The sequence below is a fragment of the Limosilactobacillus vaginalis genome, assembly GCF_025311515.1.
GTDB classification, from domain to species: Bacteria; Bacillota; Bacilli; order Lactobacillales; family Lactobacillaceae; genus Limosilactobacillus; species Limosilactobacillus vaginalis.
The window spans coordinates 1,732,175-1,745,775 of the sequence record NZ_CP104399.1 but is presented as its reverse complement, the minus strand read 5'-3'; the positions used below and the strand labels follow the sequence as shown (position 1 = coordinate 1,745,775).

At 41.4% G+C, this 13,601-nt stretch carries 15 protein-coding genes; 9 read left to right on the top strand and 6 right to left on the bottom strand.

The window, feature by feature from the left end:
* The first annotated feature begins 46 nt into the window (after positions 1–46).
* Positions 47–949 (top strand): ROK family protein, encoded by a 903-nt coding sequence (locus tag N4627_RS08530; RefSeq protein WP_003716459.1) that lies wholly within the window; start codon positions 47–49, stop codon positions 947–949.
* A gap of 48 nt (positions 950–997) precedes the next feature.
* On the opposite strand, the gene N4627_RS08525 is transcribed toward N4627_RS08530, so the two are convergent.
* Positions 998–1,462 carry an Rrf2 family transcriptional regulator gene (locus N4627_RS08525; protein WP_260964728.1) on the bottom strand — a complete coding sequence of 155 codons (465 nt, stop codon included), beginning with the start codon at positions 1,460–1,462 and terminating at the stop codon, positions 998–1,000.
* A gap of 164 nt (positions 1,463–1,626) precedes the next feature.
* Between N4627_RS08525 and N4627_RS08520 the strand changes: the two genes are divergently transcribed.
* Genes N4627_RS08520 through N4627_RS08505 form a run of 4 tightly spaced genes read left to right on the top strand, consistent with a single transcriptional unit; the run spans position 1,627 to position 4,593 of the window.
* A complete protein-coding gene (locus tag N4627_RS08520; protein WP_260964727.1) occupies positions 1,627–2,532 on the top strand; it encodes a glycine betaine ABC transporter substrate-binding protein in 906 nt (301 codons plus the stop codon).
* A 22-nt stretch (positions 2,533–2,554) separates the two neighbouring features.
* Positions 2,555–3,220 (top strand): ABC transporter permease, encoded by a 666-nt coding sequence (locus N4627_RS08515; protein ID WP_003716463.1) that lies wholly within the window; start codon positions 2,555–2,557, stop codon positions 3,218–3,220.
* Positions 3,195–3,965, top strand: a complete 771-nt coding sequence (locus N4627_RS08510; RefSeq protein WP_098044506.1) for an ABC transporter ATP-binding protein — start codon at positions 3,195–3,197, stop codon at positions 3,963–3,965. Before N4627_RS08515 ends, N4627_RS08510 begins: the two co-directional genes overlap by 26 nt.
* The gene (locus N4627_RS08505; protein ID WP_003716465.1) at positions 3,958–4,593 is read left to right on the top strand and encodes an ABC transporter permease; all 636 of its coding nucleotides are present in this window, start codon (positions 3,958–3,960) and stop codon (positions 4,591–4,593) included. The genes N4627_RS08510 and N4627_RS08505 overlap by 8 nt, the downstream gene beginning before the upstream one ends.
* Positions 4,594–4,635: 42 nt before the next feature.
* On the opposite strand, the gene N4627_RS08500 is transcribed toward N4627_RS08505, so the two are convergent.
* Together N4627_RS08500 and N4627_RS08495 are read right to left on the bottom strand one after the other, a co-directional pair.
* Positions 4,636–6,564, bottom strand: a complete 1,929-nt coding sequence (locus tag N4627_RS08500) for an elongation factor G (protein ID WP_098044507.1) — start codon at positions 6,562–6,564, stop codon at positions 4,636–4,638.
* 9 nt (positions 6,565–6,573) lie between these two features.
* A complete protein-coding gene (locus N4627_RS08495; RefSeq protein ID WP_003716467.1) occupies positions 6,574–7,038 on the bottom strand; it encodes a universal stress protein in 465 nt (154 codons plus the stop codon).
* Between the two features lie 206 nt (positions 7,039–7,244).
* Between N4627_RS08495 and N4627_RS08490 the strand changes: the two genes are divergently transcribed.
* The gene (locus N4627_RS08490) at positions 7,245–8,258 is read left to right on the top strand and encodes a lipoate--protein ligase (RefSeq protein WP_040530684.1); all 1,014 of its coding nucleotides are present in this window, start codon (positions 7,245–7,247) and stop codon (positions 8,256–8,258) included.
* A gap of 97 nt (positions 8,259–8,355) precedes the next feature.
* Complete coding sequence (locus tag N4627_RS08485; protein ID WP_003716469.1) at positions 8,356–8,820, top strand: hypothetical protein; 465 nt, start codon at positions 8,356–8,358, stop codon at positions 8,818–8,820.
* 517 nt (positions 8,821–9,337) lie between these two features.
* Here N4627_RS08485 and N4627_RS08480 read toward each other — a convergent pair.
* From N4627_RS08480 to N4627_RS08470, 3 genes are all read right to left on the bottom strand, one after another.
* Positions 9,338–10,504: an MFS transporter gene (locus N4627_RS08480; RefSeq protein ID WP_003716470.1), complete on the bottom strand. Its 1,167-nt coding sequence runs from the start codon at positions 10,502–10,504 to the stop codon at positions 9,338–9,340.
* A gap of 147 nt (positions 10,505–10,651) precedes the next feature.
* Positions 10,652–11,509 carry a hypothetical protein gene (locus N4627_RS08475; protein ID WP_003716471.1) on the bottom strand — a complete coding sequence of 286 codons (858 nt, stop codon included), beginning with the start codon at positions 11,507–11,509 and terminating at the stop codon, positions 10,652–10,654.
* Positions 11,510–11,518: 9 nt separating this feature from the next.
* On the bottom strand, positions 11,519–11,932 hold the full coding sequence (locus N4627_RS08470) for a helix-turn-helix domain-containing protein (RefSeq protein ID WP_040530688.1): 414 nt from the start codon (positions 11,930–11,932) through the stop codon (positions 11,519–11,521).
* A gap of 93 nt (positions 11,933–12,025) precedes the next feature.
* Here N4627_RS08470 and N4627_RS08465 point away from each other — a divergent pair, with 93 nt between their 5' ends.
* Positions 12,026–13,030, top strand: coding sequence for an alpha/beta hydrolase (locus N4627_RS08465; protein ID WP_260964719.1), 1,005 nt, complete (start codon positions 12,026–12,028; stop codon positions 13,028–13,030).
* Positions 13,031–13,237: 207 nt separating this feature from the next.
* Positions 13,238–13,597, top strand: coding sequence for a DUF1304 domain-containing protein (locus N4627_RS08460; RefSeq protein WP_003716474.1), 360 nt, complete (start codon positions 13,238–13,240; stop codon positions 13,595–13,597).
* Positions 13,598–13,601 lie beyond the last annotated feature (4 nt).

The following is a 13,601-nucleotide window of genomic DNA, read 5'->3' as shown; positions in this document are numbered from 1 at the left end:
AGTTGTGTATAATATTAGTGATAACTGAAGTGAGGTGTTAGTGAGTATGCAACGGCAGTACCTAAGTATTGATATTGGTGGAACAACGATCAAAAGTGCCCGAATTGATCATTCGGGAAACATTATGACTAAGGGAAGACAGCAAACACCACGCTCCAAAGATGCTTTCTTGCAGGTCCTGCAAACAATTATTCAAGAAAACCAATTAATTGCCGCCGTGTGCGTAAGCGTTCCCGGAATTGTTGATCCACAAACGGGAAGTGTTCAGTTTACAGGGGTATTGAGTTATATGGGAAAATTTGAGTTAGCTCAGTATCTTGAAAAGACGACCCAGTTACCGGTTTACGTTGGGAATGATGCTAATTGCGCAACGTTAGCAGAACAATGGCTAGGAAACCTGGTCGACGTTGATAATGGTGCGGTTATTACTTTAGGGACATCAGTTGGTGGCGGAATCGTGGTTAATGGAAAGCTCCTTCATGGTCCGCATAGTCGTGCAGGGGAGTTAAGTGCGATCGTAACTAATCGTGATGATCCACTAGCTGAACAACGGACGGTGGGTGCTACTACTTCAGCGGTTAAAATGGTTGAAATGGTAGCTCAAGCGTGCAAGCTTCCTGATCCGGCAGATGGACAACAGGCATTTCAAAAAATCATTGCTCATGATCCGCTTGCTTGGGAAATTTTTGAAGAGTATTGTCGACGGGTTGCTTATTTAATCGTTTCCCTTCAAGCAGTCCTTGACCTTGAAGTAGTTCTTATTGGTGGTGGAATTAGTGTCCAGCCAATCTTAATTGAGGAAATTAAAAACCAGTTTATTAAAGTTCAACGAGCAGATCGTCGATTGATGGCTGATATTACAATGCCAGTTATCAAGGCAGCCAACTTTGGCAATGAGGCCAACCTTCTTGGTGCTCTTTATGGGTTGCTTCTAAAAATTGAAAAATAAGAAATAAGTAAGAAGTCGGAAAAACAATCTGGTTTTCTGCCTTCTTACTTATTTCAAATTACTGTTTATTAACTTTTGGGGATCTTTCTCACTCTGTTTAACAAGGATTGAGTTAAGAACATCTTGCAAAGAAATTGTCGCTAGTTTTGCTTTTGCTGCTGTTTCCGCTTGGTTATAAAATTCGGTAAGGGTTGTTTGAATGTTGCCACCAACAATGCAATCAGGATTAGTCTTAGGATCAATTGCAAAAAGGTGCTGTTCATCCTCGACCGCAAGGAAAACGTCATAGAGGGAAATATCCTTTGGTTCACGCATTAGCTTAGGGTCAGCCGAACCATGGACAGTTTTGATCAATCCGGCACTCCGTAGTTTTCCCATTAATCGACGAACAACAACCGGAGAAGTTTCAATGCTTGCAGCGATATGCTCGCTACTTAATGGTAATTTACCCTTGTAGGTTTCAATAAAAGCGAGAATATGGATACTATCGCTAAAACGAGTTGAGATTCTCATGTTAATTACTCCTTTTCTGTATAACTAATTGTAACAGCTGGTGTTACAATTATCCAGAAGAAAGTCATTTGTATTTCTTGACAACATATTATCATTAATATAAGCTTAGAATTATAAGTTTGAACGATGAAACTTTTTAAGTTACTAATCATGGAGGCAGAAGAATGACAACTCGTTTAAGGAAGTTGATTACTAGACTAGCTTTGCTTGGCATAATGATTTTGGTTGGTAGTAGTATTCCAACGACCATCAGTGCAAGCAGTAAGCCGATTATCGTTGGTTCTAAGAGCTTTTCGGAAAGTAAAACAGTTAGTGAAATTTACGCATTAGCATTAGAACATGCTGGATATAAGGTAGTGCGGAAACCAAATATCTCTAATTCTGTTGTTTTCCGTGCAGTCAAGACTGGGCAGATTGATGTTTATCCAGAATATACTGGAACAATTGTCGAGGCGTACCTAAAGAAAAGTGCTAATGGTAAGAGTGCTTCACAGATGGCATCGTTAGCACAGAATGGTGTAAAGAAAGATGGTCTAGTAACTTTTAATTATGCACCAGGAGATAATCGTCAAGGGATTGGAATGCGGACGAGTGTTGCTAAAAAATATAATATTAAGACGTTAAGCGATCTCCAAAAAAATGCTAGTCATATTCGGTTTGTTTCCCAAGGAGAGTTTGATAAACGGGCAGATGCGTTACCAGGGATGAATAAGAAATACGGGGAATACAACTTTAAGTCCCATAAGGATTACGATGACAGCTTAAAGTATAAAATTATGTCACAAAATAAGGGAGACGCAGCACCGGTTTCTACTACGGATGGTCAGCTTGCTACTAGTAAGTTTACCCTATTGAAAGATGATAAAGGACTGTGGTCGCCATATAATCTTGTTCCACTAGTAAATAAGAAGGCAGCCAAGAGTCACCCAAAGATGGAAAAGGCTTTGAACCAGGTTGATGCTAAGTTAACTACCAAGCAGTTGACTAGTCTTAATAAAAAGGTTGATGTTGATGGTCAAAACTATAAGACAGTAGCGAAAAATTGGTATAACGAGCACGTATTGAATTAGTAGATGGGTCGTTTCAAAGAAATTGGGGAGTGACGTTTTGGTATCGCAAATTATTCATTATTTTCAAACGGACAGTAGTCAATACTGGTTATACGTTTGGCAACATATTTACCTTAGTGGGATTACATTGGTAATTGCAATGGCGATTGCGTTGCCGTTGGGGTATATTGGTTCGCGGATCAAGACAGTAGCAGCCTTTTGTACTGCTTTTTCCCAGGTATTACGGATTATTCCGAGTTTAGCGTTACTCTTTTTATTAATTCCGTTTATCGGAACGGGGATGACTCCAGCATTGATTGCACTTGTTGTTTTGGCATTACCACCATTATTAATCAACACAATTCTCGGCTTTAACGAGGTTAGTCCATTATATAAGGAAGTTGGCACTGCCTTAGGAATGAGTCGTCAACAGTTGCGGCGACAAATCGAGATCCCGCTTGCCTTACCCTATATTTTGAATGGGATAAAGTTAGCCCTTGTTGAAATCATTGCGAGCGCCACTTTAGCTACTTATATTGGTGCTGGCGGATTAGGAACATTAATTTTTACCGGATTGGGATTATACGATATGACCTATGTTGTTATCGGTGGAGTTAGTGTGGCGATCCTGGCGTTGCTTTCAATGGCTGGATTTGATTTTTTGATTAGGAGGGCCCGGCGGTATGACGAAGCCAGTTATTCAATTTAAACATGTTCAAAAACAATTTGGCAAAAATGTGGTAATCCCGGACTTGAGTTTTGAGATCAACCAAGGAGAGTTTGTGACCATCCTTGGTTCTTCCGGTTCCGGCAAGACAACGACCCTTAAAATGGTTAATGGCCTCTGGAAGCCGAATGCTGGAGAGATCCTGATTGATGGTCAAAAAATTAGTGATCTTGATCTAGTACAATTACGTCGTCATATGGGTTACGTTGTTCAGCAGATCGGGCTTTTTCCTCACATGACGATTGCGGAAAATATTGCAGTAGTGCCGAAAATGCTGCAGTGGGAGCAGTCAAAGATCGATCAGCGGGTGAAGGAATTACTTGCTTTAGTTCAACTCGATCCAGCAAAATATGCTAATCGGTACCCTAGTCAACTTTCCGGTGGACAGCAACAACGGGTTGGCGTTGCTCGGGCATTAGCTGTTAACCCGCCATACGTTCTTTTTGACGAACCTTTTGGGGCCTTAGATGCTCTAACGCGAATTGAATTACAAAAAGAAGTTAAACGAATTCACGAATCGCTAGCAAATAAAACCTTTATGTTTGTTACCCATGATATTAATGAGGCATTCTTCCTGGGCCAGAGAGTGATGATAATGCACGAAGGACGAATTGAGCAGTTTGCAACACCGGGAGAAATTATTTCTCATCCAGCAACTCCTTTTGTTAAAGAACTTTTGGGAACAGTTCAACAGAATCAAGAGCTCTGGAGGCAGTATCATGATTGAGTATTGGAAAATTAATTGGTCAACGATGCTCATCGACTTGCAACAACACGCTGTGATGGTTCTGGCTTCTTTAGGAATTGCTCTGGTGATTGCGGGAGCCATGATCCTGTTATTGATGCACAGAAAAAACTGGTTGAATGGGTTAACCTACTTTTTTTCGTTGCTTTATTCAGTTCCCAGTTTTGCCTTTTTTGCCCTCTTATTGCCTATTTCCGGTTTAGGAATGCGCACGGCAATTATTGTCTTAACAATTTATTGTGAGTATGTTTTATTAAGAACCTTCATTACTGGTATTCAGGAAATCGATCCAGCATTAATTGAGGTTGCTAAGGGAATGGGGATGACAAGAAAGCAAGTGTTCTTTAAGGTTCAGCTACCTCTTGCAACACCTGCCATTTTCAGTGGACTCCAAGTCGCCTTAGCTTCAACAATGGGAATTGCCACAATTGCGGCTACGATTAATGCTGGTGGATTAGGACAGCTACTATTTGAAGGTCTCCAGTCACAGCAGGTTGTGCCTATTTTATGGGGAACATTGTTAACAGTTGTGCTGACGCTCTTGTGTGCCGGAATCTTAAAGCTAATTGAATGGTTGCTAATTCATCGTTGGCGAGCGGTTATTGGTTAAGTGGCTAAAAAACGAGACCTGAAAATTATTTCAGGTCTCGTTTTACTTATCTGTCACATGAGCCATTGATGGGACTTGATCCCACTTAACAGGGTAGCCAGCACCATGAGCACAGAAAACAGAATCAGGAGTGTTAGCCAAATCAGCGGTCGGGTTATAGTTTGCTTTTGTAATAACCTCGTCAGCGTTATGACACTTTTGGTAGCCACTAACTGTTAATTCAAGCTGCCCCTGTCCATGAGTATATGCTCGAACTACTGATGCGTACTTGCGCATCTCAGTGACTGGGGCAGTCCCGGTAATAACGGCGGTAGATGAATTTGAATGATCATCGTTAAGCTTAAATGTACCGGCCATTTGCTGAATATCGTTAATTGCGCGACCAACTTGTTCCTGGCTAACAGTTAACCTAAATTGGTACCAAGGCTCAAGTAGTTCACAGTTACCAGACTGTTTAAGTTCCATCAGTCCTTGACGAACGGCGCGGGATGTTGCCTCACGAAAATCCCCGCCAACAGAATGGACAATACTTCCACGACCGTTAATTAGGGTGATCTTGACATCTGTTAACGGCGCACCAGTTAAGACGCCCCGATGTTCCTTATCCCGTAAGCTGGTCATTACCTGTTCTTGCCAATTATGGTTAAGGACATCAACACTACACTCGTTAGCAAAGGACAGCCCGCTTCCTGGTTTGCCAGGTTCAAGTAAAAGGTGAACCTCAGCATAGTGTCGTAGCGGTTCAAAATGGCCAATGCCGATTATCTTTGAAGTAATGGTTTCCTTATAAAGAATGTTTCCTTCATCGAAGCTGATACTGATTCCGTAGCGCTGATCAAGCAGTTGTTGAATGGTTTCGAGTTGGACTTCTCCCATAATTTGAAGATGAATTTCCTGAAGGTGTTCCGACCATTGAACGTTAAGGTGGGGCTCTTCATCCTCTAGTTCTCGTAACGCTAATAAGCATTTATGGGGATCGGTGCCGTTTAAATTAACTGCGTAACTAAGAACTGGTTGAATTTCGTTGAGTGGCAGATCATCAGTAGTTCCTAATCCCTGACCCGGAAAGGTTGTGGTAGGACCAGTAATTGCACAAACTTCACCAGCTGAAATCTTCTGAACAACGGTAAACTTAGCACCATTATAGACGCGTAATTGGTTAGCTTTTTCATTTGGAATCAGTTCTTCCTTTGCCTTAAAACTGCCGCCAAGAACCCGAATCCAGGTTAGGCGCTCTCCCTTATCGTCATGAGAAATCTTAAAAACTCGTCCCTGAAATTCCGTCGGCAGTGATGGTTCAACGGTCCACTTAGAAAAGCCAGCAATAAAGTCATCAATCCTCGTTAATTTAAGGGCTGCACCAGAATAAATTGGAAAAATCTTCCGCTGGTTGATTAATTGCTGAATGGTGTTATCACTGATTTCACCGGATTCAAGGTAATCACTTAAAACTTTATCATCAGTCATTGCGATTGCTTCAATTGTGTCAGCGGTTAGCGGTTCAGAAAATGATAGGCAGGCGGGAGAAAATTCTGACTGTAATTCTTGAACTACTTGAGCAGGTTCGGCACCAATGACGTCTGTCTTGTTGATGAAAATAAATGTTGGAACTTGGTATTTCTCTAGGAGACGCCATAGTGTCCGGGTAGAGCCTTGGATTCCATCGGTTGCTGAGACAACTAGAATAGCGTAGTCAAGAACAGGGAGCACTTGTTCAGTTTGCCCCGCAAAATCAACGTGTCCCGGGGTATCAAGCAAAGTGAGGTGAAAGTCGTCATAATTGACGCTTGCTTGATGGGAAAAAATAGTGATTCCGCGTTGCTTTTCAAGGGTGTTTGGATCAAGAAAAGAATCACCATTATCAACCCGTCCCAGTTGTCGTTGCGTTCCTCCACGGTAAAGAAGAGCTTCTGAAAGGGTGGTTTTTCCTGCGTCAACGTGTGCGACAACTCCTGCAACGATATTTTTCACAAGTGCCTCCTAATTGTTATCTTCTGTCCGAACAACGAGAACATCACAGAGGGCGTTACGGTTAACGTAATTGGTAACCGAACCAAGGACAAACCGCTCAACGCTTGAAAGTCCGGTCGTTCCAATGACGATTAGATCGTTATGGTGATCTTTAGGGAAGTCTTTAGCAATGACCTGTTTAGGATTACCGAAACGAATATGGATACTAACATCAAGAAGCCCCATTTTCCAAGCGCGCATCTTAAGATCCTCTAACCGTTCTTCAGTGGCTTGAACTAAACTATATGTTTGATCGCTACTGACGGTTTTATCGGTAATGTAGCCATCTGTAATTTGGCCTATTTGCTCAATTGTGAGAAGATCCAAGTGGGCGTGATTTTGTATTGCAGACTTAACGGCTGCTGTTAGTACGGGGATGGTTGCCTTTGATCCATCAATTGCCGCAACAATGTTTTGATATTGCATATCCTTCATCGAACTTACTTCCTTTCGAACTCTTTACTTTAATTATAAATGTTTATCTTAAATCGTAGTTAATAAAAAATATAATTTTACTAAAATTAATCCCTATGATTGAAAACGGTTGCAAATAGGACTAAACTTTAAAGGTAGATTAAAGGACAATTTACCGAATTTAGTCTAATAATAGTTAGAATCTTCACAAAGGAGTTGCAGTTAATATGCGATATGTTTCAATGACTTCCCATAATATTGGGATGAACTTGGCAACCGAACAGTATTTGATGAATGATAAGGATTTTGGTCGGGAACCACTAGTGCTTTTTTACTACGAAGAACCATGCATCATTGTTGGGCGGAACCAGAATACTCTTGAAGAAATCAATCACGATTACGTTAAAGAGCATAACATTCGGGTAACCCGGCGGCTTTCTGGTGGTGGTGCCGTTTACCAAGATCTCGGAAATCTCTGCTTTAGTTTTGTTGTCCCAAGCGATAGTGAAGAATTTGGTGACTTTAAGTCCTTTACCCAACCAATTGTTGATGTTTTACATAAAATGGGGGCAACGACTGCTGAAGTTAGTGGACGGAATGATATCCTAGTTGATGGTAAGAAGTTTTCTGGCAACGCAATGTACTCACGGAATGGCAAGACGTTCTCTCACGGGACATTGATGTTGAACGTTGATTTGAGCGTTGTTGCAGACGCCCTCCATGTTGCCAAGGATAAGATCGCATCAAAGGGAATCAAGTCAGTTCGGTCACGGGTTACTAACCTGCGTCCATTCCTTGATAAGGAATATCAGGACATTGATGTTCCAACTTTCCGTGATGATTTGATTAAGGGACTCTTCCACGTGGATAGTTTAGACGAAATTAAGGATAAGCAATACGTGGTTACTCCAGAAGATCAAAAGGAAATTGATAAGATTTATGAACAGTACTATAACAACTGGGACTGGGTCTACGGCAAGTCTCCTGAATTTACTATTAAGCGGCGGAAGCACTTTGACATGGGGACAATTGATGCCCGGTTTGATGTTAAAGACGGTGTGATTAAGAATGTAAAGTTCTACGGTGACTTCTTTGGCCCGCAAGATATTAGTGAATTAGCGGCCAAGCTTAAGGGAGTTAAGTATGATCATGACGCAATTGCCAAGGTCTTGAATGAAAATGGTACCCAGCAATACATTACTGGTATTCCAACGGATCAAATTGCGGATCTATTAGCTTAATTGAGCTTTACTGTGATCTTTAGTAAAATGTGGTTGATTGATCATTTCCGGATGGTGGATTAACCACATTTTTTGATCCGGTAAGGAGAGACGGAACATGAAATTAACAGTTGCAGATTATTTAGATCAGGTTGTTGGTAACAAGGTACTTATTACCGAAAACGAAACAACCGCATCAAAGGTTCAACAAAAAACAACATTAAAAAAAGCAATCGAAACAGTGATCGATGCATTAGATACAGGGCATTTAGGAAAGTATCAAATCACTATTAGGGTTAAGAAAGGTGATCCAGTGATTTTTCATCTTGATACCAACCTGATCAATATTCCAATGGCAGAAGCTGAGCGGTTAGATGGCAAGCTTTTGGATAAGGAGATTAGCTACCCGGTGAACCTCTACATGGTAATGGAGAGTGAAGATGTTAATAAGTCTGGGCTACGGATCGATGAGTTAGCCAACGAAACTGACCTGGCAGGAAACATCGATCCCCTTATTAAGAGGCTTCAAGAGTGGCTTGCTGAGCACCTTGCCGATGTGATGGAAGCACGAGCAGACGCATAAAACTTGCGCAATTGGTCCATTCGTGTTAAATTATTCTTTGCGATGAGTCGAGAGGTCTGGTAGCAACCCAAATGGCTACCATAAGACATTTCGAACGTGGGGCACATAACTCACCGGATTGTGAGGTGCCTGGAAGTAGTCGGAGTGGACACCGACTAGTTTCCTGAGATGGTATCAATACACGGAGCTAACCTAGAGTTGTTAATACAGCTCTAGGTTAGCTTTTTCTTTTCCCTTAATTGCTAGCTTTCTCTTCTGGAAGGGCTTACAATGAAGATGAGGGGTGATCGAAATGAGAGAATGGTATTTCTTTGGTTACTTTGTTTTGTTCGTTCTTCTGTTATTCGCATATTGTACGTTTGTCCACTAAGAAAAGGCTGAAAAAACATTTCGTTTTTTCAGCCTCTCACTATTATTTAGTAGTTTTCGAATTTACCGAGTCTAATCGCGGGAATCCATATAGGATCACTCCGTTTCGCAACCAGGCTCTTAAATGGGTTAATTCCCAGCTTATTTTTTAAAAACGCATCCCCGTATACTTCTTACTTAGAACCAGGACAAGGATTGTTGCGGCAAGACCATAAACCGCACCAACGTAGCCTAAGTTGCGCATTGGCAAAAAGGCAACAGCTTGGGACGCGGTGAATGAGCCGAGAGAAATCCCAATGTTGGCGAAGATTGAGTTAAGGGATGAGGCAAGGTCTAATGACTGCGGATATTCCTTTTCAGCAATGTCGAGGAACATTAACTGGGTTGAAGAACCATAGGAGGAGAAGGCAATACAAAGCAATGCAACGATGATGATGGCAATCCATTTGAATGATAGCAACGGTCCAAATAGGAGATAGAGAATCGTCATTGCAATATAAATTCCGCCTAACCGGTGAATCCCACCATTATCAGCAATGTAGCCACCAAACTTATTTCCGATGATAAAGAAGATCCCCATACCGAACAGCAGCCAGTTTAGCCAGGTATTACTAAATCCCATTTCGTTAGTGATTAATGGCCGGATGTAAGTGTAGATAGTGTAATCAGCAGCACAGACTGTAACAATGAAGACAACCCCGAGCAGAACCCGTGTGTCCTTTAAAAGAGTGAATTGTTTGCTTAGAGTACTCTTGAATTGTGGGGTGTCTTTTGGGACCAGCCAGATTAAAGAGACAAAGACAAAAATTGTTAGGCCAGAAATCATCCAGAAACTGTCGTGCCATGAGAAAGTAGTACTGATCACCGTACCGATTGGAATCCCAATAACGGAGGCAATACTAAAGCCGGCAAAGACCCAGGAGACCAGGCTGGCCCGCTTTTCCCGTGGTGCTACAAAACTAGCCATTACTAACACGATTGAAATAATTGCTCCGGCAACAGTAGCCGTTAATACTCGTGAGAAAAGCATTGAAATAAAGTTGCTAGCAAGAGCAGTCCAGGTATTGCCGATAAAAAATACCACCATCAAGACAAGCAAAACGTGGTGTCGTCGCCAGCGGTTCGCGAGTGATGTAATAATTGGGGTGAAAATAGCATAAACAAGTGCAAAGACAGTTACGAGCAGTCCAAGCGTTGATAATGAATCATGATATTGGTGTGCAATATCGGGAAGAACACCAACGATCATGTATTCATTACAGCCGAGCATAAACGCAACAAACACGAATAAAATTGATTGAAGACGGTACTTCATTGTATTTAACCCTTACTGATCGACAGAATGCCGGACAGTTTTCCTTTCCTTAAAAATTTCAAACTTGCAATATTGTATCGAATAATAACTTGAATTACTAGGGAATACAAAAAAAAGACCCGCCACTAAAAAGTTTGCGGTCTTTAATTACTTTGCGAGATAAATTTGCTCGTCGATTAAGTCGAATGAATGAAGTTGCCGGTTAACCTTTTGCAAAGCTTCATCCTGACTTAATTGGGCATTATGCCAGAAAATCTTTGAATTAGTTGCACCATTCTTCTCACCGATTACTAGAAGGTTAATTTCTGGGTAATCTTTTCTGAGAAGTTGGAGAACTTCCCAATCCGTTTCCTGCTTGTCTGGTGCCCAAGACATAATGACGTATTTAACTTGATTGCCATATTTTTTAATTGCCTCGATAGCATCTAACTTCTCAATTTGGGTGACGGGGTGTTTTCCGGTTTCATTCTCTTTTGTCCAGGCTTGACTATCCGTAGTGAAGATTTTTTCCGAAGCGTTATTATTCCGGATCCCCTTAGAGATATAGCCGTTTCCAGCCATAATTTCGAGAACTGGTGCACCATTTAAGTATTCCGCTAATGCCTTGGCGAAGGGAGCATTGACGTATGACCACATGCCATAAGTATCTTCAAGGTAGTCACGAAAATTGCGGAGGGCTTTATCTAGCTTAGGAAGAGCGGCTGAATATTTATTCCATAAAGCGTCACCCCGTGGATCGCCCTTTGGATAATGCTGGTTAACGTACGTGAATACTTGATCTTGAATGTCATCAGGAAGAAGAAGGTGAGGTAATGGTTGTGGTAAAAGGCCGTTTTTAAGCAACCGGTCACTTTCTAAGGCATTATTAATTAAGAATTTAACCTCTGGAAAAGGATCAAATAAGTCACGATATTGAGTAAGTTCTTCAATATATTTGGGCTGTTGGAGAACTTTCTGGGCCTTCTTAATCCGCTTCTTAAGCTTCTTTAGTTGCTTTGGATTCATAATAGCTCCTTACTTTAACTTCAAATTAAGCTGTTCTTGTTTTCCGTAGAATTTATCTGTATCAAGACGGTTATTCCGTCCCTTTAAGTAACCATCGATCAGTTGGAAAATTTCGTAACGGTCATCGCTACTAATATCTGTTTGATTAAAGGTTAAATTGCGGGCGGAAATTAATAGTTTAGCAAGGTCAAAGTCATCTCGATCTGACTTCCCGGTAAGGTAGTCAAGACTGACATCAAAAAACTCGGCTAGCTTACGAGCTTCAATGTAAGATGGTGTCCGGATCCCCCGTTCCCAGTTACCAATTTGTGAAGCAGTATTTGGCTTTTCGTTAGGACCGAGATTCTGATTGAGGTGTTCAGCTAATTCTTTTAATGTGATCTTTTGCCCTTTACGTAAGGCGCGTAATCTTTCTGGAAACATCAAGTCACTCCCTTTAGTACTAACCTTTATTTTAACATTGGAAGCCACGTTTCGTGGAAAAATGTGCAATTAAAAATATTCTGTGATAAAATCATGACCGTTAACAAAAAATGCAACATAGGGTTAATTATTTTGAACTTACAACAAAAGAAACAAAAACATTGGGTCCGTCGTGGGATAATCACGGTGTTAGTGGTGCTTGGAGTTGCACTTTTTGGTGCAGGATCTTATTTTTTCCACGTTGGGATGGTTCCTGGTCATAAGTCATTTGTTAAGAATAATCAGCGAATCGAAAAGAGTGATCCGTTATACACCCAAAAAATGTGGTTTAAGCATGCCCAAAAACAACATTGGACAATGAAATCTGTCACTAAGAATTACCGGTTGGTTGCGGATTACATTCCGGCAAGTCATAAAACGACTAAGAACGTGGTAATTCTTCATGGCTTTATGGGGAATAAAGAAAAAATGGGCGAGTATGCAGCGCTGTTTCACCAGATGGGGTATAACGTTCTAGTGCCGGATGCCCGCGCTCATGGTCAAAGCCAGGGAAAATATATTGGCTATGGCTGGCCGGAACGTTATGACGTTCGTAAGTGGACTCAAAAACTAATTGCACATAATGGTCAAGATAGTCAGGTTGTAATTTATGGTGTCAGCATGGGTGGAGCTACGACGATGATGACAAGTGGAATCCATATGCCGAAACAGGTGAAGGCCTATGTTGAAGATTGCGGGTATAGCAGTCTCAATGATGAGCTTAACTATGAAGCGGGGAATCTATACAATATTCCAACGCCAATTCGCTGGCCATTAGTTAAGACGCTCAGTTTGATCAACCGAATTCGTAACGGCTTCTTTACTGGTGAGGCTAGTTCCGTTAATAGTTTGCACCATAATCATTTGCCAATGCTCTTCATCCACGGGAGTAACGATCATTTTGTTCCAACCAATATGGTATATGCCAACTATCGAGCTACTCAAGGCCCTAAGCAATTATGGGTCGTTAACGGTGCTTCCCACGCTTCTTCCTTCGCCCACTCTCCTCAATCCTACCGCCACCATCTTGAAAGGTTTTTGGGGAGGTATGTAAAATAGAGTGTGAGCCGTGACGAATTAGCAACTGAGCACTAGGAAATCCCGGACGATGATTGTTTACAATCAAGGACGGGATAGCTAGGCGGAAGTTGCGGTCACGGCGAACACGTTTTGACTCTGTGACAGTAGAACCTCATCTAAGTGGAAGCCCATTTCAACAATGTTATAATTAACAGTCGAAGCAAAAACGGATAGGAGAAGCAAAAATTGGGAATTGCATTTGAAATCGTTACAATCTTAATTGGAATTGAACATCTAGGGATTATGGTGCTAGAAATGTTTGCTAGCCCTGCAAAACAAGCCAAAGCATTTGATATGGAAGAATCTTTTCTTCGCCAAAAGGCTGCAAGAACTTCAATGGCTAACCAGGGAATCTACAACGGAATGCTTGGAGTATCGTTGATTGCTAGTCAGTTTATTTTCCTGGGGATGACTGCGATTATGGTAGGTCGTTTATTACTTATTTTCGTTGCAGTTGTTGGGTTATATGGCGCCTTAACCGCTACAAAGAAAATTTGGCTATTCCAATTTATTCCAGCAGTAATTGGGCTGATTTTATCGCTTTAAATAA